This window comes from Streptomyces silaceus (assembly GCF_001419745.1).
Lineage (GTDB): Bacteria > Actinomycetota > Actinomycetes > Streptomycetales > Streptomycetaceae > Streptomyces > Streptomyces silaceus.
Genome location: NZ_LIRJ01000409.1, coordinates 1 through 19,052, shown reverse-complemented (window position 1 = coordinate 19,052; position 19,052 = coordinate 1). Strand labels below are relative to the sequence as shown.

At 73.4% G+C, this 19,052-nt stretch carries 17 protein-coding genes and 1 riboswitch; of the genes, 4 read left to right on the top strand and 13 right to left on the bottom strand.

The features are described 5' to 3' along the window. Positions 1-437 (bottom strand): cobalamin biosynthesis protein (locus AOK22_RS31795; RefSeq protein WP_167357906.1); only part of this gene is annotated, 437 nt, incomplete at its 3' end. An 87-nt stretch (positions 438-524) separates the two neighbouring features. Between AOK22_RS31795 and AOK22_RS31790 the strand changes: the two genes are divergently transcribed. After that, positions 525-1,256 (top strand): ZIP family metal transporter, encoded by a 732-nt coding sequence (locus tag AOK22_RS31790; RefSeq protein WP_055702183.1) that lies wholly within the window; start codon positions 525-527, stop codon positions 1,254-1,256. A gap of 14 nt (positions 1,257-1,270) precedes the next feature. Here AOK22_RS31790 and AOK22_RS31785 read toward each other — a convergent pair whose 3' ends face one another. The 8 genes from AOK22_RS31785 to AOK22_RS31750 form a co-directional block, all read right to left on the bottom strand. Continuing rightward, positions 1,271-2,623 (bottom strand): cobyrinic acid a,c-diamide synthase CobB, encoded by a 1,353-nt coding sequence (locus tag AOK22_RS31785; RefSeq protein ID WP_055702182.1) that lies wholly within the window; start codon positions 2,621-2,623, stop codon positions 1,271-1,273. Next, positions 2,617-3,225 (bottom strand): cob(I)yrinic acid a,c-diamide adenosyltransferase, encoded by a 609-nt coding sequence (cobO, locus tag AOK22_RS31780; RefSeq protein ID WP_055702181.1) that lies wholly within the window; start codon positions 3,223-3,225, stop codon positions 2,617-2,619. The genes AOK22_RS31785 and cobO overlap by 7 nt, the downstream gene beginning before the upstream one ends. After that, positions 3,225-5,279, bottom strand: a complete 2,055-nt coding sequence (locus tag AOK22_RS31775; protein WP_055702180.1) for a putative cobaltochelatase — start codon at positions 5,277-5,279, stop codon at positions 3,225-3,227. The genes cobO and AOK22_RS31775 overlap by 1 nt, the downstream gene beginning before the upstream one ends. Then, positions 5,276-6,838: a cobyric acid synthase gene (locus AOK22_RS31770; RefSeq protein WP_055702179.1), complete on the bottom strand. Its 1,563-nt coding sequence runs from the start codon at positions 6,836-6,838 to the stop codon at positions 5,276-5,278. Before AOK22_RS31770 ends, AOK22_RS31775 begins: the two co-directional genes overlap by 4 nt. Further along, on the bottom strand, positions 6,835-7,782 hold the full coding sequence (locus AOK22_RS31765) for a cobalamin biosynthesis protein (protein WP_055702178.1): 948 nt from the start codon (positions 7,780-7,782) through the stop codon (positions 6,835-6,837). Before AOK22_RS31765 ends, AOK22_RS31770 begins: the two co-directional genes overlap by 4 nt. Before the next feature lie 108 nt (positions 7,783-7,890). Further along, positions 7,891-8,033: riboswitch (cobalamin riboswitch) on the bottom strand. 108 nt (positions 8,034-8,141) lie between these two features. Then, entirely contained in the window at positions 8,142-8,366 is a 225-nt protein-coding gene (locus AOK22_RS31760) for a hypothetical protein (RefSeq protein ID WP_055702177.1), read from the bottom strand. A 12-nt stretch (positions 8,367-8,378) separates the two neighbouring features. Next, on the bottom strand, positions 8,379-9,677 hold the full coding sequence (locus tag AOK22_RS31755) for an inorganic phosphate transporter (RefSeq protein ID WP_055702176.1): 1,299 nt from the start codon (positions 9,675-9,677) through the stop codon (positions 8,379-8,381). Positions 9,678-9,879: 202 nt separating this feature from the next. After that, positions 9,880-10,620 (bottom strand): lysozyme, encoded by a 741-nt coding sequence (locus AOK22_RS31750; protein WP_055702175.1) that lies wholly within the window; start codon positions 10,618-10,620, stop codon positions 9,880-9,882. Between the two features lie 177 nt (positions 10,621-10,797). Between AOK22_RS31750 and AOK22_RS31745 the strand changes: the two genes are divergently transcribed. From AOK22_RS31745 to AOK22_RS31735, 3 genes are all read left to right on the top strand, one after another. Further along, complete coding sequence (locus tag AOK22_RS31745) at positions 10,798-11,484, top strand: class II aldolase/adducin family protein (RefSeq protein ID WP_055702174.1); 687 nt, start codon at positions 10,798-10,800, stop codon at positions 11,482-11,484. Positions 11,485-11,582: 98 nt separating this feature from the next. Then, a complete protein-coding gene (locus AOK22_RS31740; RefSeq protein WP_055702173.1) occupies positions 11,583-13,178 on the top strand; it encodes an FAD-binding oxidoreductase in 1,596 nt (531 codons plus the stop codon). A 130-nt stretch (positions 13,179-13,308) separates the two neighbouring features. After that, the gene (locus AOK22_RS31735) at positions 13,309-14,088 is read left to right on the top strand and encodes an alpha/beta fold hydrolase (protein ID WP_055702172.1); all 780 of its coding nucleotides are present in this window, start codon (positions 13,309-13,311) and stop codon (positions 14,086-14,088) included. A gap of 128 nt (positions 14,089-14,216) precedes the next feature. Here AOK22_RS31735 and AOK22_RS31730 read toward each other — a convergent pair whose 3' ends face one another. The 4 genes from AOK22_RS31730 to AOK22_RS31715 form a co-directional block, all read right to left on the bottom strand. Beyond that, positions 14,217-14,660 (bottom strand): MarR family transcriptional regulator, encoded by a 444-nt coding sequence (locus AOK22_RS31730; protein WP_055702171.1) that lies wholly within the window; start codon positions 14,658-14,660, stop codon positions 14,217-14,219. 160 nt (positions 14,661-14,820) lie between these two features. Beyond that, a complete protein-coding gene (locus tag AOK22_RS31725) occupies positions 14,821-16,047 on the bottom strand; it encodes an acyltransferase family protein (protein ID WP_055702170.1) in 1,227 nt (408 codons plus the stop codon). A 56-nt stretch (positions 16,048-16,103) separates the two neighbouring features. Beyond that, entirely contained in the window at positions 16,104-17,582 is a 1,479-nt protein-coding gene (locus AOK22_RS31720) for a sugar porter family MFS transporter (protein WP_079036951.1), read from the bottom strand. 45 nt (positions 17,583-17,627) lie between these two features. Continuing rightward, complete coding sequence (locus AOK22_RS31715; protein ID WP_107102084.1) at positions 17,628-18,941, bottom strand: sulfotransferase family protein; 1,314 nt, start codon at positions 18,939-18,941, stop codon at positions 17,628-17,630. Between the last annotated feature and the right edge of the window lie 111 nt (positions 18,942-19,052).

Genomic DNA, 19,052 nt, shown 5'->3' with positions numbered 1-19,052 from the left:
GCCGCGGCCGCCCGCGGCCTGCTCGCTATCGCGCACGTCGCCATCGGCGGACGTCCGGCCGGCGCCGACTTCCGCTTGGGCACGAGGAGTTCGCCGCCCGCCCGCAGCGCCGCCGCCTCCGCGACAGACGGCGTGCCCACGGCCGCCCGGGACCGCGCGGACGGATTCGGCACCGTCACCTGGGCGAGCTCCGCCGCCGAGTACGTCACGACCGGAACCCCCAGCCGCGCCGCCGCCCCCACGATCCCCGGCTCCTCGCCCTTCACGTCGACCGTCGCCAGCTCGGCGACGGCCCGTTCGGTCAGCCCCGTCTCGCGGACCGCGTCCCTGACGAGGCCGAGCACCTCCGCCACGGAGGCGTCCGCGCAGGCGCCGACGCCGACGACGAGCACGGCGTCCTCGGTGGACGGCACCTTTCCGGCAGCGGAGTCGGCCATGGATCGATTCCTTTCGTACGGGTGAGATGGGGCGGAAGAGGCGGGCCGGATGTGCGCGGCACGGGGTCAATCGGATAGCAAGGGCCCATGGCGGTGTTCGTGGCGCTCGGCGCCTTCCTCATGACCCTGGTGGGCGGCTGGACGGCGCAGCGGGTCACCGACCGGCGCCACCTCGTCCTGGGGCTCGCGGGCGGCCTGATGCTCGGCGTCGTCGGCCTCGACCTGCTGCCGGAGGCGCTGGACGCCGCGGGCGGGCCCGTCTTCGGCGTGCCCGCCGCGCTGCTCCTGTTCGTGGCCGGCTTCCTCGTCGCCCATCTGGTGGAACGGCTCCTCGCGGGCCGCCAGGCCGCGCACGGCGCCGACGAGCACGAGAACGGACGCGTCCCCGAGGTGGGCCTCACGGCCGCCGCCGCGATGGTCGGCCACAGCGTCATGGACGGCATCGCGATCGGCGCCGCCTTCCAGGTGGGCGGCGGGATGGGCGCGGCCGTGGCACTCGCCGTCGTCGCCCACGACTTCGCGGACGGCTTCAACACGTACACGATCACGAGCCTGTACGGGAACGCCCGCCGCAAGGCGCTCGCGATGCTGTTCGCGGACGCGGCGGCCCCGGTGGTGGGCGCGGCGTCGACCCTGCTCTTCACCATTCCGGAGCAGCTGCTCGGCGGCTATCTCGGGTTCTTCGGCGGTGCGCTGCTGTATCTCGCGGCGGCCGAGATCCTGCCCGAGGCGCACCACGACCACCCCGCGCGCTCGACCCTGCTGTGCACGGTGGCGGGCGCGGCGTTCATCTGGCTCGTGGTGGGCATCGCGGGCTGAGCCGCCCCCCGTCGTCACGGCGCGCAGCCCTCGACGAACCGCCGCGCGACCCCCGGTTCCGCCGCCCAGTGCGTGTGCAGATAGCTGGCGTGCACGTTCCGCTGTACGAAGCCCTCGACCCGCCGCTCCGGCCGGTGCAGGCCCCACGCGGGCGCGGGACCGGCCCCCGGCTCCATGACCGTGCGGTGGAACTCGTGCCCCCGCATCCGCGTCCCCGCCGGCGCGAGCACGCTGTCCGACACGGCGACGGCCTCGCGGTACCCCAGCGTCAGCCGCTCCGACATCCGCGCCCCGGCGTCCAGCACCCCGCACATCGGCTTCCCGTCCAGCTCGCGGGAGAGGTAGAGCAGCCCCGCGCACTCGGCCGCCACGGGCGCCCCGGACAGCGCGAGATCGGCCACGGCCTTGCGGAGCGTCTCGTTGGCGGACAGCTCGGGCGCGTACACCTCGGGGAACCCGCCCCCGATGACCAACCCGCCGGTCCCGTCGGGCAGTTGCTCGTCGTGCAGCGGGTCGAACGGCACGACCTCGGCCCCGGCCGCGGTCAGCAGCTCGGCGTGCTCGGCGTAGGAGAAGGTGAACGCGGCGCCCGAGGCGATGGCCACGCGCGGTCGTGGGCGGGCGCTTCCCGGGGAGGCCACCGCGGCGGCCGGATCCCACGCGTCGCCGGGCAGCGAAGGCGCACTCCGCGCCAGCGCCAGCAACCCCTCCAGGTCGCACCCCTCCCGCACCCGCGCCGCCAGCGCCGCCACCGACTCGACCGCCTCGGCCCGCCGCTCGGCGACCGGCACGAGCCCCAGGTGCCGCGAGGGCGCCTGCACCTGGGCGGCGCGGCGCAGGGCGCCGAACACCGGCACCCCGGACTCGTCGAGCGCCTCCCGCAGCAGCGCCTCGTGGCGGTCGGAGCCGACCTTGTTGAGGACGACGCCCGCGACCCGCACCTCCGGGTCCCAGGACGCGAAGCCGTGCACGAGCGCCGCCACCGACCGCGACTGCGACGACGCGTCGACGACCAGCACGACCGGCGCCCGCAGCAGCTTCGCCACATGCGCGGTGGAGGCCAGTTCGCCCTGCCCGGCGGCCCCGTCGTACATGCCCATCACGCCCTCGACCACCGCGAGGTCGCACCCGGCGGCCCCGTGCGCGAACAGCGGCGCGACCAGGTCGGGTCCGCACAGATACGCGTCGAGGTTGCGGCCCGGCCGCCCGGTCGCCAGCGCGTGGTAGCCGGGGTCGATGTAGTCGGGCCCGACCTTGTGCGGGGACACCGCGAGCCCGGCCGCCGAGAAGGCGGCCATCAGGCCCGTCGCGACGGTCGTCTTGCCGCTGCCCGACGACGGCGCCGCGACGACGAGACGAGCTACCACTCGATGCCCCTCTGGCCCTTCTGTCCGGCGTCCATGGGGTGCTTGACCTTGGACATGTCGGTCACCAGGTCGGCGAAGTCGACGAGCTGCCGCGGGGCGTTGCGGCCGGTGATGACGACGTGCTGGGTGCCGGGGCGGTCGCGCAGCACCTCCACGACCTCGTCGGTGTCGATCCAGCCCCAGTGCAGCGGGTAGGCGAACTCGTCGAGCACGTACAGCTTGTACGTCTCCTCCGCGAGGTCGCGCTTGACCTGCTCCCAGCCCTCGCGCGCCTTGTCCTCGTTGGTCGGCTCGCCCTCGGCGGGGGCGCGCTGGATCCACGACCAGCCCTCGCCCATCTTGTGCCAGGCGACCGTGCCGCCCTCGCCGGAGGCGCCGAGGACCTTCAGCGCGTTCTCCTCGCCGACCTTCCACTTCGCCGACTTCACGAACTGGAAGACGCCGATCGGCCATCCCTGATTCCAGGCCCGCAGCGCGAGACCGAAGGCGGCCGTCGACTTGCCCTTGCCGATGCCCGTGTGCACGAAGACCAGCGGACGGTTGCGGCGCTGCCGCGTCGTGAGCCCGTCGTCCGGCACGACGCTCGGCTGTCCCTGCGGCATTAAGCGGCCCTCCTCGAAGGCGAGTTCATTCCCTGTACGTCCTTGACGAGACCGGCGATCGAGTCCGCCCGCAGCTCGTCCAGCGTCACGGCCGTCCCGCCGAGCTCGCCCGCCAACTGACCCGCAAGGCCCAGGCGTACGTAACCCGACTCGCAGTCCACGACGACGGAGGCGACGCCCTCGGACGCGAACAGCCGCGCCGCGCGCCCCGCCCGCGCCACCGGCTCGACGCCCCCGGTGGCCCGCCCGTCCGTCACCACGACCACCAGCGGGCGTCGCGCCGGATCCCGCAGCCGCTCGATCCGCAGCACGTCGTGCGCCTTCATCAGGCCCGCCGCGAGCGGCGTGCGGCCGCCGGTCGGCAGGGATTCGAGCCGGGCCGCGGCCGCGTCCACCGACGACGTCGGCGGCAGCGCCACCTCGGCCTCCGTGCCCCGGAACGTCACCAGTCCCACCTTGTCGCGCCGCTGGTAGGCGTCCAGGAGCAGCGACAGCACGGCGCCCTTGACGGCGCTCATCCGCTGCCGCGCGGCCATCGACCCCGAGGCGTCCACGACGAACAGCACGAGGTTGCCCTCGCGGCCCTCGCGCGTCGCCTGCCGCAGATCGTCACGCCGGACGACCAGACCGGCCCCCGACCGCCCGCGCGCCTTCTGGTGCGGGGCGGCGGCCTGCACGGTCGCCGCCAGGTGCAGCTTGGTGAGCGCACCCTGGGGCCGCCGCGAACCCGTGGTACGGCCGTGCTCGGTACGGGCGCGCGAGCGCCGCCCGGCCGCGCCCTCGCCGACACCGGGCACGCTCAGCATCTTCGTGCGGAAGGGCTCGGAGGCGCGTACGGGCTGCTGCTCGGCGGCGGCGGACGGGGCGCCCGGCGCCGGCGCGGGCTCCTGCGGGGCCGGTGCCTCCTCGGTGTCCGAACCCTGGTTCCGGGACGGCGGTTCGGGGGACTCGGGGCCGCCGGCCGGGGGCTGCCCGCCGCCGGGACCGCCGTCGTCGCCGGGGCCGCCGCCGTCGGGGTCGTCGTCGCCCTCGGGGGCGTCGTCCTCGCGCGACTCCTCCAGCGTCTCGTCGAGCTTGTCCTCGTCCAGGCCCGGCGCGTCGAAGGGGTTGCGGCGCCTGCGGTGCGGCAGCGCGAGCAGCGCGGCCTGCCGCACGTCCTCGCTCTGCACGTCCGTCCGCCCCGCCCACGCGGCCAGCGCCGTCGCCGTGCGCGCCATCACGATGTCCGCGCGCATCCCGTCGACCTCGAACGCAGCGCAGGTCGCCGCGATCTGCCGCAGCGCGCCGTCGCCCAGGACGACCTGGGGGAGCAGCGCCCGCGCCGCCACCACGCGGGCCCGCAGCGCGGCCTCGTCCTCGGCCCAGCGCCCCGCGAACCCCTCGGGGTCGTCGTCGTACGCCAGCCGCCGCCGCACGACCTCGACGCGCTGGTCGGTCTCGCGGGACGCGGCCACCTCGACGGTCAGCCCGAACCGGTCGAGCAACTGCGGCCGCAGCTCGCCCTCCTCGGGGTTCATCGTGCCGACGAGCAGGAAACGCGCGGCGTGCCGCACGGACACGCCCTCGCGCTCGACGTACGAGGCGCCCATCGCGGCCGCGTCGAGCAGCAGGTCGACCAGGTGGTCGTGGAGGAGGTTGACCTCGTCGACGTAGAGGATCCCGCGGTGCGCGTCGGCGAGCAGGCCCGGCTCGAAGGCCTTCACGCCCTCCGCGAGCGCCCGCTCGATGTCGAGGGCGCCGACGAGCCGGTCCTCGGAGGCGCCGACGGGCAGCTCCACCATGCGGGCGGGCCGCGCCGTGTCCCCGGCCGACTCGTGCGGTCCGTCGGGGCAGTTCGGGTCGGGGGCCGCCGGGTCGCACGAGAACCGGCACCCGGCGACGACCGGCACCTCGGGCAGGAGCGCCGAAAGGGCGCGCACGGCGGTGGACTTGGCGGTGCCCTTCTCGCCCCGCACGAGCACACCGCCGACGGCGGGCGAGACGGCGTTCAGCAAGAGCGCGAGCCGCAGGTCGTCCTGCCCGACGAGGGCGGTGAACGGGTACGGGGTACTCACAGGGCCTCCTTGGCACGTTCCGGTGCTGCTGCTGTTCCTGCTGCCGGCGGCGCGGGCGGCGCTCCGGGCGCGATGAACGGCAGGCCCCCCGGCACGCCGTTCTCGATCAGGCCCAACAGCGCGTCCGTGTCCGCGTGTTCTTCGATCAGGTCGCCCAGCAGGTCGAGCTGCTCCTCGCGCAGCGTGCCGAAGCTGGTGTCGGGCGCGGGCACGAAGCGGCGGCCCGCGGCGCGGGCGACCTCGGTGAGGAAACGGCGCCGGAACGCGTCGCTCTCCAGCGACCCGTGCCAGTGCGTGCCCCACACCTCGCCGACCCGGCAGCCGTCCAGGAACGGCTCCCCGCCCCTGACGTCGGCGACGCCGTGATGGATCTCGTACCCCTCGACCCGCTCGCCGAGGGCCTCGCCCACCGGCCGGGCGAGGGTCTTCTCGCGGGCGAACCGCACCCGCACGGGAAGCAGTCCGAGCCCGTCCACGGATCCCGCCCGCGACTCGACCTCGTCCTCGATGTGCTCGCCGAGCACCTGGAAGCCGCCGCAGATCCCGAGCACGGGCCTGCCCTCGGCGGCCCGGCGCGCGAGGGCGTCCGCGAGTCCGCGCTCGCGCAGCCACTCCAGGGCGCGTACGGTCCCGCGCGTCCCCGGCACCACGACCAGATCGGCGTCGACGAGCTCCTCGGCCCGGTCCACGAACCGCACGACGACACCCGGCTCGGCGGCCAGCGCGTCCACGTCCGTGAAGTTCGACATCAGCGGGACCGCGCACACCGCGACCCGCAGGACGTCCTCGCCGACCGGCGGCGCGACGGCGGACTCCCGGACGGCGCCCCGCAGGGACACCCGCAGGCCGTCCTCCTCGTCGATGCCGAGCCCGTGCCGGAACGGCAGCACGCCGTAGGTGCGCCGCCCGGTGAGCCCCTCCAGCATGTCGAGCCCCGGCTCCAGCAGCGAGACGTCGCCCCGGAACTTGTTCACCAGATATCCGGCGACCAGCTCCTGGTCGGCCGCGCTCAGCAGCGCGGTGGTCCCGAAGAACGAGGCGAACACCCCGCCCCGGTCGATGTCCCCGACCACGAGCACGGGGAAGCGGGCGGCCCGCGCGATGCCCATGTTCACGATGTCGGTGCGCCGCAGATTGATCTCGGCGGGGCTGCCCGCGCCCTCGCAGATCACGGCGTCGTAGGTGCTCCGGAGCTCCTCCAGGCAGCCCACGACGGTGTCGAGCAGCGCGGCCTGGCGTCCGCCGTGGTAGCCGCGCGCGCTCATCTCGCCCACGGGCCTGCCCATGAGGACGACCTGGCTGGAGCGGTCGCTGCCCGGCTTGAGCAGCACGGGGTTCATCAGCGCGGTGGGCTCGACGCGGGCGGCCTGCGCCTGCATGGCCTGCGCCCGCCCGATCTCGGCGCCCTCGCGCGTGACGAAGGAGTTGAGGGACATGTTCTGCGCCTTGAACGGCGCGACGGACACGCCCTTGCGCGCCAGCCACCGGCAGATCCCGGCGGTGACGACGCTCTTCCCGGCATCGGAGGTGGTCCCGGCGACCAGCAGTCCACCGCTCATGAGGTACGGCCCTTCTTCCACTGAGTCGATCGGGCGGTGACGGCGACGCCGAGCGCCAGCAGGCTCACGTGCCGGGACAGCCGCACGGCCCGCTCGATGTCCCCCACCCGCACCTCGCGCCCCTCCGCGTTCAGGACGGGCCGGTGCTCGACCCGTCCTCCATAGGACAGCGTCCCCCCGAGCCGAACCCCCAACGCCCCCGCGAAGGAGGCCTCGACGGGTCCGGCGTTGGGGCTGGGGTGCTTCGCCGCGTCGCGCCGCCAGGCCCGCACCGCCCCGGCGGGCGAGTCCCCGGCCGCCACGGCCAGGGCGGCGGTCAGCCGCGCTCCGGGCCATCCGAGGGCGTCGTCCAGCCGGGCGGAGGCCCACCCGTACCGCCGGTAGCGCGGCGACTTGTGCCCCACCATGGCGTCCAGTGTGTTGACGGCCCGGAACCCGACGAGTCCGGGAACCCCGCCGATCGCGCCCCACACCAGCGCCCCGACGACCGCGTCGGACGTGTTCTCGGCGACGGACTCCACGACGGCCCGCGCGATCCCGTCGGCGTCCAGTGCCTGCGGATCCCGCCCGCACAGATGCGGCAGCCGCTCGCGCGCGACCTCGATGTCCCCGGCCTCCAGCGCGCCGGCGACGGCCCGCGCCTCCCGGCCCAGCGAGGTCCCGCCGACCACGGACCAGGTCGCGGCGGCGGTCAGCGCGACGGAACCGGCACGTGAGCGGCGGACCAGGGAGGAAGCGAGGGCGGCGGCACCCGCCGCGCCCCCGGCGCACACCGCGGCGTGCAGCGCGCCCCACCCGCGGTGGTCGCGCCACAGCACCCGCTCGACGGCGGCGGCCGCCCGTCCGAACGCGGCGACCGGATGCCCCCGGCGGGGATCGCCGAGCAGCAGGTCACCGAGGAGTCCGGCGGCGGCGCCGTACGCGAAGTCGCGATCGGCACTCATGGGCTCAGCCCGCAGCCGTACTGAGGAGAGAACTCGTACTCAGGAGGGGAAGCGGCACCGGGCGGCCGAGCATGGCGATATGTCCTCACTCAGGGTGTCCGCGCCCTGGTTCGACGTGATGCGGCGGCGAGAGTTCCTGGCTTCCGGGGAGCGTCTCCCCGGTGACAGTGGCGGGACCGCGCCGGATTCACACCGGCTTCCTCTTCTGCCGCCGTAGTTGGCCCCGGCAGTCCACCACGCCCCGCGAACGCCCGTCAACTCGCCGTTGACCTGCGGCGGGAGAGTGTGCGGAGCCCCACATACGACGGTGGGGCGCGAGGCGTTCGCACGCCCCACGCCCCACCCGAGGACTCCGGCCGTCAGGCGACGATCAGATAGATCCCGTACGCCACCGCCGCCAGGCACAGCGCGAAGCAGGCGTACGCGCCGGTGCGGGCCAGGGCCGCGGAGCCGCCGCCCGAGGCGGTCGCCGTCTCCTGCTTGGAGAGGCCGACGATGCCGAGGGTGAACAGGCCCACGAGGGCCACCGTCACCGCGAGGCTGACTCCGAAGACGGAGCCGAGAGCTGCCCAGTCGATGCTCATGCTGATGCGTCCTTACACCGTCGCGGGCCGGGCGGGGTCCGCCATGGCGCCGGTCGTGGTCGTGGTCGGGGCCGTGGTGGCCTTGACCGGGTCGTCGGAGGCGGCGGTGGAGGCCGCGACCGTGCCCGTCGGGGGCGGGGTGACGGCGGCGATCGCGGTGGTCACGACGCCCGCGGGCTCGGTGTCCGTGGTGGCGCCGCCCTGCCGGATCTCGTCGTCCGTGACGTTCGTGTGGTCGATCGCGTCGCGCCGCGAGAGCGCCCAGATCACGGCCGAGCCGCCGACCAGGATCGCGGCGGTGACCGCGATGCCCCAGGGGCCCTGCTTGGTGAGGAACTCGGCGCCCGCGCCGACCAGACCGGCCGCCGGCAGGGTCAGACCCCACGCGACGAACATCCGGGTCGCGGTCGACCAGCGGACCACGCCGCCCTTGCGGCCGAGGCCCGCGCCCATCACGGCGCCGGAGCAGGACTGGGTGGTGGAGAGCGAGAAGCCCAGGTGGGAGGAGGCCAGGATGACCGTCGCGGCGCTGGTCTGGGCGGCGAAGCCCTGCTGCGGCTGGAGGTCCGTGAGGCCCTTGCCCATGGTGCGGATGATGCGCCAGCCGCCGAGGTAGGTGCCCAGCGCGATGGCGACACCGGCCGAGACGATGACCCACATCGGAGGGTTGGCGCCGGGGTTGAGGACGCCGCCGGTGACCAGGGCGAGCGTGATGATGCCCATGGTCTTCTGCGCGTCGTTCGTGCCGTGGGCCAGCGAGACCAGGCCCGCGGAGGCGATCTGGCCCGCGCGGTAGCCCTTGGCGGTGGCCTTGGTGTCGGTGTTGCGGCCGATGCGGTACGTGAGGCGCGTGGCCAGCGTCGCGGCGAGGCCGGCCACGATCGGCGCCGCTATGGCGGGGATCAGGACCTTGGTGACGACGGTGCCGCCGTTGATCGACGACCAGCCCATCGACATGACCGCGGCGCCGATGAGGCCGCCGAAGAGGGCGTGGGAGGAACTGGAGGGCAGGCCCACCAGCCAGGTCAGCAGATTCCAGAGGATCGCGCCGACGAGCGCGGCGAAGATGACCTCTGTCTTGAGGCCGTCCTCGTTGACGATGCCGCCGGAGATCGTCTTGGCGACCTCGACCGAGAGGAAGGCGCCGACGAGGTTGAGCACGGCGGACATGGCCACCGCCGTCTTGGGCTTCAGAGCGCCGGTCGAGATGGTCGTCGCCATCGCGTTGGCAGTGTCGTGGAAACCGTTCGTGAAATCGAACACGAGAGCGGTAACGATCACGATCCCGAGGAGAAGCGTGATGTGTTCCATTTACCCAGGCTTCTGTTGGACGTCAGTGGCATGTGGAACGTAGGCAACCCGGGTGAACGGAAAGTGAACTGGGTCGGGCTGTGCGGTGACCCGAAGTGGAGTGCCGTCACTCCGCATTCATCAGGTGCCTGACGAAGATCGTACGGAGCGACGGCGCGAGGCCCGAAATTCGGGCGGAGTGTCGGGTTCCGCCGACTGGCGGCTACCCCCTGGCGAACCGTTTCAGCTGGGCCGTCGAGCCGTTGAAGAGATTCTGGTCACCCGGCAGGCCGCCACCGTTGTCGTACTGCCAGAACGTCCAGTACGCCCAGCCCCTGGGCAGCGATCCCGCCGACGCCGACCAGCGCGCGAGCCACAGGGCGTGGCTCGACGCGAAGGCCCGGCTGCCGCCGGTGCAGTCGTTCCACCACCTGGAGGTCGTGTAGATCACCGGGCGGCGGCCCGTCTGGCGCTTGACCTCGTTGCTGAAGGACTTGATCCAGTGCACCATCCGGCCCTTGCTCAGGCCGTAGCACCTCCGTGAGCTGTACGGATTGTGCTCGATGTCCAGCGCGGGCGGCAGCGTCCAGCCGTCCCCGCTCCAGCGGCCGCCGTGGGCCAGGAAGTACCGGGCCTGGGTCCGGCCGGAGGACGAGCTCGGCACCGCGAAGTGGTACGCCCCGCGGATCAGGCCCGCGTTGCGCGAGCCGTTGTACTGCTGGGTGAAGTACGGGTTCCGGTACGTGTGCGACTCGGTCGCCTTCACGTAGACGAACCGCGCGCCCTTGCTCTTGGCCTTCTGCCAGTTGACGTGCTTCTGGTGCGAGGACACGTCGTGCCCCCGCGGCTTGCCCGCCGCCGAAACCGGAATCTCGGCGAGGGCGGTCCCCCCGATGGCCACAGCCGCCACGGATGCCGTGATGAGGCGGGTACGACGACGGGACGATTGCTGGTCACGAGCCATGATTCCCCCCGGATCGCGATGTACACGGCAAATCTCCCAGAGAGTACTGGAAGATCATCTGATGCCCGGCGATCGCAGGCCAATGATTCCCAGAACGGGATGTATGCCGATATACGGGCTTCCGGAGGCCTGCGCTCCGCCCTACAGTGCGCAGCGCCCGGCTGGCAGGATCACCGCATGACTGAGCAACGGCGGGACACGGCGCGCGGCACGGGACGGGACGCGATCGGACAGGCCTGGCAGGAGCTGGTCGAGACCGCCCGCAGGACGGTGGCGGACAGCCTCGTCGTCGGCACCTCGGGCAATGTCTCGGTGCGGGTCGGCGACACGGTCCTGGTCACCCCGAGCGGGGTCCCCTACGACAGATTGCGGCCCGAGGACGCGGTCGGCGTCGACCTCGAAGGGCGCCGTCTCGTCGGCGACCTCTCACCGACCAGCGAGCTGCCCCTGCACCTGGCGATCTACCGCCACACCGACGCGGGGGCCGTCGTCCACACCCACGCGGTGCACGCCACGGCCGTGTCGATGCTGGTGCCGGAGCTGCCGGGGGTCCACTACATGGCCGGCGTCCTCGGCGGTCCGGCCCGCGTCGCGCCGTACGCGCTCTACGGCACGGACGAGTTGGCCGAGAACATGCTCCAGGCCCTGCGGGACCGCACGGGATGCCTGCTCCAGAACCACGGAACGGTCACCTACGGAGACACCCTGTCCCAGGCGTACGACCGCACGGCCCAACTGGAATGGATGTCCCGCCTCTGGCTCACCGCCAGCGCGGTCCCCTCCCTCACGCCCTCGCTCCTCACCCCGGCCCAGCTCGACGAAGCGGAGCGGAAGCTGCGGGGGTACGGGCAGCAGCCGGCCTGAGCCCCGCCGGCGCGCTGCGGAGCCCCGCGGGGGCGCGGGGGACACCCGTCGGCCCCCGCCCACTGGCCTGGTCCGCCCGGGGCCCGGACACTGGAGCCGTGCGCCCAGCCAAAGCGACGGCAGCAGCCGTAACCGTAGCCACAGGAGTCGCCGCCCTCGGCGCGGCCGCCGTCGCGGCGGGCCGGGCCGCGGAGGGGGGCCTCGACGCCATCACCGTGCGCCCCGCGGACAGCCGCTACCAGGAGCTGATCCGCGGCACCAACCAGCGCTGGGTCGGCCGCCCCGACTACGTACGCCTCGTCTACTCGGCCGACCAGGTCGTCGACGCGGTCAGGGAGGCGGTCACCGCGGGCAAGCGCGTCGCGGTGCGCAGCGGCGGCCACTGCTACGAGGGCTTCACCACCGACCCCGAGATCAAGGTCGTCATCGATCTGTCGGAGCTGACCGACGTCTCGTACGACGCGGGCAGGCGGGTCTTCGTCGTGGAGCCCGGCGCCTGGCTCTCGGACGTCTACTGCGCGCTGTTCAAGCGCTGGGGCGTCACCCTGCCCGGCGGCTCCTGCCCCTCGGTGGCCGCCGGCGGCCACATCGTCGGCGGCGGATACGGCGCGCTGTCCCGCATGTTCGGGCTCACCGTCGACCATCTGTACGGCGTCGAGGTCGTGGTGGTCGGCAAGGACGGCACCGTCCGCAAGGTGGTCGCCACGCGCGACTCCGACGACCCGGACCTGCGCGACCTGTGGTGGGCGCACACCGGGGGCGGCGGCGGCAACTTCGGCATCGTCACCAAGTACCTGCTGCGCACCGCGGGCGCCACCGGCACGGACCCGTCCCAGCTGCTGCCCCGCCCGCCGGCCGAGCTCCTGACCAGCACCGTGACGTGGTCCTGGGAGGGCATGACGCAGGCCGCCTTCAAGCGCCTGGTGAAGAACTACGGCGACTGGTTCGCCGCGCACGGTACCGCGGACTCCTCCTGCCTGGACCTGTTCAGCCAGCTCAAGGCCACGCACCGCTCGGGCGGCGCCCTCCTGCTGGTCACGCAGATCGACGCGACCCGGCCGAACGCCCAACGGGACCTGGACGCGTTCGTGGCCGCCGTCGGCAAGGGCGTGCCCGTCACCCCGACGACGGCCACCCAGCGGCTGCCGTTCCTGCACGCCACCCGGTGGCCGGGCTTCGCCGGCGGCGACCCGACGCTGCGCTTCGAGGACAAGTCCGCGTACATGCGGGCCTCCTTCCCCGAGGACCAGCTGAACGCCATGTACAAGCACCTGACCCGCACCGACTACGCCAACCCGGCGGCCCTGCTCCTGATCGCCGGCTACGGCGGGCGCATCAACGCCGTCGACGCGGACGCCACGGCGGTCGCCCAGCGCGACTCGGTGATGAAGCTCCAGTACCTGGCCTTCTGGCAGGACCCGGCCGAGGACGCCAAGCACCTCGCGTGGGTGCGGGAGTTCTACCGCGACGTGTACGCATCGACCGGCGGCGTGCCCACGCCGGGCCGGGTCACCGACGGCTGCTTCGTGAACTACGCCGACATCGACCTGAGCGACCCGGACCACAACAAGTCCGGTGTCCCCTGGCACGCCCTCTACTACAAGGACAACTACCCCCGCCTGCAGAAGGCGAAGGCCACCTGGGACCCGCGCGGTGTGCTCCGGCACGCCCAGTCGGTCAGGCCGCAGGCCTGATCCTCCCCCGACCACGCGCCGCGGAGCGTCTCCCGCGCCGCGTCCGCCGCCCGCACGGCCCCCGTCGTGCGGGCGGCTCCCCGCAGTACCCGACACGGCATCACCAGACACAGCATCAAAGGAGAACGGCATGCCCACAGTCTCGACGTCCGACTCGGTGGTGGAGTACTTCGTCACCGGTACCGGACCCGGGCTCGCGCTGGTCCACGGGACCGGCGGTGACGCGGCCGGATACGAGCACCTGCTGGAGAAGTTCAGCGACCGGCGCACCGTCATCACCCCCAACTACTCCGGCAGCGGCGCCACCAAGGACGGCGGCGACGCGCTCACCCTGGAGCTGGTCGCCGACCAGGTCGTCGCGGCCGTCGAGGACAGCTCCGCCGAGGGCCCGGTCGACCTGGTGGGCTGGTCCCTGGGCGCGGTGGTCGCGGCCAAGGTCGCGGCCGAGCGCCCCGACCTGGTCCGCCGTCTGGTCCTGCTCACCGGGTGGGCCTCGCTCGACGAGCGCCAGCGGCTCTTCTTCGACCTGTGGCACCGCCTCGACCAGCTCGACCACGAGGCCTTCGGCCGGTTCCTGCAGCTGCACGGCTGGACCGACGACCAGCTCAACAACCTGGGCACCAAGGGCGTCGAGGAGCTCGTCGCGGGCGGCATCCCGGCGGGCATCGGCCGGCAGATCGCGCTCAACCTGACGACCGACATCACGGACCTGCTGCCGAAGATCACCGCGCCGACGCTGGTGATCGGGGCCACGCACGACCGGATGGTCCCCGTGGTGCACTCGCGCGCGCTGCACGAGGGCATCCCCGGCAGCACGTACGCGGAGCTCGACGCCGGTCACTTCGCCATCTTCGAGAAGGCGGACGAACTGGCCGAGCTGATCCAGGAGTTCATCCACAAGGACGCGTAAGCGCCGCGCGGCGCGCTCGCGGAGCGCTCGTCGAGACGGCCCTGTGCGGGGGCGGACCCGGTCCGTCCCCGCACAGGGCCGTCCGCGTACGGGATGCGGGGAGGGAAAGCGGGCCAGGAGGTACGGGGCTAGCGTGCCGTCGGGTCGTGGCGCAGGCGGTTCACCAAAGAGGCCGTCGCGGGCTCGAACGACGCGACGTCCAGGGCCAGTTCGAGCTCCTTGGAGAACGTCCCCTGGGCGCGGGCGACCAGCTTCTTGCCCTCCTCGGTGAGCTGGGCGAACATCACGCGCCGGTCCTCCTCGCCCGCCGTGCGCGCGGCGAGTCCCGCGCCCTCCAGGCGGCCCACGAGGCGGCTCATCGTGGACTGGCTCAGGCCCACCGAGTCGGCCAGCTCCTGCATCCGCAGCCGGCCGCCGCCGAGGATGGAGAGCGCGGTGAACTCCGAGGCGGTGATGCCGTGCTGGCGCTGCAGCTTCTTGTCGAGGGTCGTCCCCACGCCGTTCACGAGCAGCAGCAGCTGCCGCCAGAGCTCCTGCTGACCCCCCAGTCGCCCCCGCGCTCCCGTCGCCATGTCCGCCGCACCGCCCTCTCCCGCGCTCAGCACCCGCCGCGGCACGGCCCTGCCGAACGATGAACTTGTTTTTGCAAGCATAGAGCAACTCTTTGGAAACGGAACCGGCCGGTACGCATCCCTCCGGGGACGCGTACCGGCCGCCGGCCGCCGGGGACCGTCAGGCACGGGCCCGCGCACGGGGCTTGCTGTACCTCCGCATCATCGGCATCTCGATGCCCTTGTGCAGCAGCCAGGCCACCCCGAGGCAGAGCACGAAGTAGAGCCCGATCACGCCGACACCGCCGGGCACGTCGTACAGCTTCGTCTCGCCGATCAGCGAACGCGCCCACACCATCAGGACGTTGTGCACGATGTAGAAGGCGAACGACACCTCACCGAGCCAGATCATCACCCGGCCCCGGAAGGGCGAGCGCTCCCCGCGCAGGTCGGTGGTGGCGGCGGCCGGGATGAGCAGCGCGAAGGGGATGAGGGCCGCGGCGTTGAGGCCGAAGAGCCACGGCACGGCGTTGGCCACCGCGTACCCCACGAGCACCAGGAGGCAGGCCGGGAGCAGACCGAGGCGGATCCAGCGGCCGCTCATCACGATGCGGGCCATGATCATGCCGAGCGCGAAGTCCAGGGTGCGCACCGGCGGCAGCATGTAGACGGCCCAGTACTGGACCTCGGAGACGGGGAAGCCGTTGGACATCGTGCCGTCCGGCAGCAGCAGGTAGGCCAGCGCGGGTATCGCGGTGACGGCGGCGACGAGACCGGCCGCCCAGGCCCAGAGCCGCTCGGGCCTGATCTTCTTGATCCAGTGGTGCAGCAGGGGGAAGCAGAGGTAGAAGAACACCTCGCAGGAGAGCGACCAGCTGGGCGGGTTGATGCTCAGGTAGGTGTGGTAGTCGGGGATCCAGGTCTGCACGAGCAGCAGGTTGGGCAGCCACTGCTGCCAGGTGGCGGTGGCCGCGGCGAAGAGCACCATGGCGCCGATCCAGCCGGCCACGTGGCTCGGGTAGAGCTTGACCAGGCGGCGGCGCCAGAACCGGCGCGGGGCGTCGCCGGGCCGCGCCGAGTAGGTGAGCACGAACCCGCTGAGCAGGAAGAAGAAGGTGACGCCCATCCAGCCGGTCTTGGTGAAGGCCGCGTGGTAGACGTCGGACGCCGTGCCGCTGAAGGGGTTCAGGGGCGGCTCGGTGGTCAGCGAGGAGTGGAACAGGAAGACCATCACCGCCGCGATGAACCGCATGCCCGTCAGCGAGGGCAGCCGGGACAGCGGTCCCGACGGCGACGGAACCTCCGTCGCGGCGCCGGGCGTGGTGCCGGCGGGCGGGGTGGCGGCCCGTGGCGCCGCGTCGGCGGACGGCGCCGCGTCGGCTGGTGGTGGTGTGGCGTGCGTGGTCATGGGAGCTCCTTCGGAAACCGGTACATCAAGGCTCGAAACGATGCATGATCAAGCATTTATCTGGGCGAGGAAACGGCGCGGGACATCAGTTCCTCCTGGATCGCGGCGAACGGCCGGTTCTTGGTCTCGGGGACCTGGCGTACGACGAACCACAGAGCGGCCAGGGCGACCGCGGCGAAGAACCAGAAGACGACCGACTCCCCCACCAGATCGGCGGCCGGCAGGAACAGCTGCCCCACCACGAAGTTGGCGGCCCAGTTGACCAGGGCGCACAGCCCGGCGCCCCAGGCGCGCAGGGAGGGCGGGAAGATCTCGGCCGCGAGGATCCAGAAGACCGGGCCGAGCCCGATGGCGAAGGCCGAGACGTACAGGCCCATGCACCCGAGCGCGATGAGGTGCGAGGCCGGACCCAGGTCGCCGTCGAGGGCGAAGCCCAGCGGGACCAGCGCCACCGCCATGCCGGTGAGGGACAGCACGAGCAGCGGGCGCCGCCCCGCCCGGTCGATCAGCGGGATGGCGGCCGCCGTCATCAGCAGGTTCACCACACCGATGGCGACGGAGTACAGGATCGAGTTGGTCGCGGGCAGCCCCGCGCGGCGCATGATGCTGGGGGCGTAATAGATGATCGTGTTGATCCCGGCGAACTGCTGTACGGCGCCCAGGGTCAGACCGATCATCAGGGCCCGGCGCACGGCGCGGTCGGCGAGACGGCCGCGCGGACCCGCGCCGCTCCCCCGCTCCGACGCTCGCGACGGCCCCTGGTCCGGCCCGCGCCCCTGCTCCTGACCCCGCGCCCGGTCGCGCGCGGCGAGCCACACCGGGCTCTCCGGCACGAAGAGCAGACCGACCAGCATCAGCAGCGAGGGCACCAGGCCCACGCCGAACATCGCGCGCCAGTCCGCATCCCCGGCGAACCACAGGTTGACGAGGTAGGACACCAGGATCCCGGCGGTGAGCAGGATCTGGTTGACGGTGATCAGGCGGCCGCGCAGATGGGGCGGCGCGATCTCGGCGAGGTAGAGCGGGACGACCGTCGAGGCGGCGCCGACCGCGAGGCCGAGGACCACACGGGCCGCGATCATGCTCCAGAACCCGGCCGCCAGCGTGGCCATCGCGAGGCCCAGCGTGAAGGTGACCGCGATGACGAGGAGCGTCCTGCGCCTGCCCCACCGGTCGGCCGGGCGCCCGCTGCCGAGCGCGCCCGCGGCGGCTCCCAGCAGCAGGGAGGAGATCACCGTGCCCTCCTGGAAGGAGGTCAGGTGGAAGTCCGTCTTCAGGAAGAGGAGCGCGCCGGAGATCACGCCCGTGTCGAAGCCGAACAGCAGCCCGCCGAGGGCCACGACGCCGACGGCGAAGCCGAGTCTGCGGGGCGGGTCCGAGTCCGGTCCCGGTCCTGCTCCTGCTCCTGTTCCTGGCCCTGGTTCCGGCTCCGGTCCTGCGGTCGCGGGCAGGGTCGCGGGTGCGGGTGCGGCGGCGGACGCCGCCGTCGGTGCCGCGCCGTCCTCCTCGGCCGTCTCTAATGCCTGTGTCGTCATGGGCGGCACCTCTGCTTCTCTCTGTTCTCTTCTGGTGTCGGGGATTCAGACGCCGTACGTCGTGCGGTACACGGCGAACCGGCTGTCCAGCCGGCGGCGCGAGAGGCCGAACTCCGTGGGCTGGAAGGCGCGCGCGGTGCGGGCCGCGCGGGCGGACCGGGCGGCGAGCGCGGCGACGGCGTGGTCGACCAGCGCGGTGGGCGTCACCCCGGCGAACCGCTGGACCCTGCGCACCTCGCGCACGGGGTCGGCCACCAGCTCCGCGTACCGCACGTCGAGCAGGCGCGACTGGGGCAGCGCCGCGCGCGCCTGTTCCGATGCCGCGAAGTGCCGTTCGGCGCGGGCGGCCCACTCGGCGCCCACCGGCGCGGGATCGCCCGCCGGTGCGGTGGTGCCGCGCCGGGCGGCGCTGATCCCGGCGCAGACGCCGACGACGTCCGCGGGGCTGCGGTGCACATGGACGACGCGGGCGTCCGGGTAGGCCCGCAGCAGCGCCCGCAGATGACGGGAGTGGAAGGGGTCGCGCAGCAGCGGCGCGGAGCCGGGGATCCGCCAGGTGACCGCCTGGAGCTGGGCGCGGTGGAACGCGTACGCCTCGGTGAGGTCCGCGTCCTCCAGCCAGTCGCCGTAGCCGGGCACCCGCCAGGTGAGCGTGGCCATCATGCTGTGGAAGGCGTTCGTCAGGAGGCGGTGGCAGCCGCCGGGGCGGGTGTGCCGCAGCAGCTGTCCGGCGCCGCGCTCCAGGGTCGGCCGTGCCGTGCGCTCGGCGTCGGCGCGGGCCCGCCGCAGGGCGGCCCGCCGCTGCTGGATGTCGGTGAACTCGGCTCCCGGGTCGGCCAGTTCCCACAGCGCGGGGGCGTCGAGGCCGGGGTGCTCGGCCAGCAGGTTGTGCAGCAGCGCGGCACCGCTGCCGGGCAGGCCGGTGATGAAGACGGGGGCGCGGATGTCGGTCAGGGCGATCGTCGGGCGCTCGCGCAGCAGCCGTACCAGCTGCCGCTGGCGGACCAGCGCCCGGGCCAGTTCGCGGCGGACGGCGGCGCGCCCCTCCGCGTGCAGGCCCGCCTCGGAGTCGAGCGACTGGACGAGGCGTTCCAGGGCGGGCAGGAAGCGCAGCCGTGACTCCCCTTCCTCGTCGTCCTCGCGCACCCGCTCCAGCAGGTCGCCCACCGCGAGCCGGTCGCGCGGCGCGGCCTTCGTCGGGCGCAGCGCGGCCGGGTCGGGCGCCGCGGGGAGGGCGAGGCCGCCGTTCCTGAGCGTGTGGCGCGCGCCCGGGGCGCCCCAGGCGGGACCGCCTCCGCCGCGCCGCCAGGACAGCGCCGACTCCCGCACCGGGGCCGGCCGCACTTGCTGCTCGTTCATCCATCCCACCTTCTGGTTCGTCGCGCCGGGCCGTGTCGGCCTCGGGCGCCTCGCGGGGCCCGGCGGTCGGGGCCCGCTCGTCCGGCTCGCCGCGCGCGGGCGCGGGTCGCC

What these genes read in the sequence shown, in the direction of transcription:
- AOK22_RS31720 (WP_079036951.1), bottom strand. Translation starts at nt 17,582, where the DNA reads ATGACGACACAGGCATTAGAGACGGCCGAGGAGGACGGCGCGGCACCG.
- AOK22_RS31765 (WP_055702178.1), bottom strand. Translation starts at nt 7,782, where the DNA reads ATGAGTGCCGATCGCGACTTCGCGTACGGCGCCGCCGCCGGACTCCTC.
- AOK22_RS31760 (WP_055702177.1), bottom strand. Translation starts at nt 8,366, where the DNA reads ATGAGCATCGACTGGGCAGCTCTCGGCTCCGTCTTCGGAGTCAGCCTC.
- AOK22_RS31770 (WP_055702179.1), bottom strand. Translation starts at nt 6,838, where the DNA reads ATGAGCGGTGGACTGCTGGTCGCCGGGACCACCTCCGATGCCGGGAAG.
- AOK22_RS31715 (WP_107102084.1), bottom strand. Translation starts at nt 18,941, where the DNA reads ATGAACGAGCAGCAAGTGCGGCCGGCCCCGGTGCGGGAGTCGGCGCTG.
- AOK22_RS31745 (WP_055702174.1), top strand. Translation starts at nt 10,798, where the DNA reads ATGACTGAGCAACGGCGGGACACGGCGCGCGGCACGGGACGGGACGCG.
- AOK22_RS31730 (WP_055702171.1), bottom strand. Translation starts at nt 14,660, where the DNA reads ATGGCGACGGGAGCGCGGGGGCGACTGGGGGGTCAGCAGGAGCTCTGG.
- AOK22_RS31755 (WP_055702176.1), bottom strand. Translation starts at nt 9,677, where the DNA reads ATGGAACACATCACGCTTCTCCTCGGGATCGTGATCGTTACCGCTCTC.
- AOK22_RS31725 (WP_055702170.1), bottom strand. Translation starts at nt 16,047, where the DNA reads ATGACCACGCACGCCACACCACCACCAGCCGACGCGGCGCCGTCCGCC.
- AOK22_RS31750 (WP_055702175.1), bottom strand. Translation starts at nt 10,620, where the DNA reads ATGGCTCGTGACCAGCAATCGTCCCGTCGTCGTACCCGCCTCATCACG.
- cobO (WP_055702181.1), bottom strand. Translation starts at nt 3,225, where the DNA reads ATGCCGCAGGGACAGCCGAGCGTCGTGCCGGACGACGGGCTCACGACG.
- AOK22_RS31735 (WP_055702172.1), top strand. Translation starts at nt 13,309, where the DNA reads ATGCCCACAGTCTCGACGTCCGACTCGGTGGTGGAGTACTTCGTCACC.
- AOK22_RS31790 (WP_055702183.1), top strand. Translation starts at nt 525, where the DNA reads ATGGCGGTGTTCGTGGCGCTCGGCGCCTTCCTCATGACCCTGGTGGGC.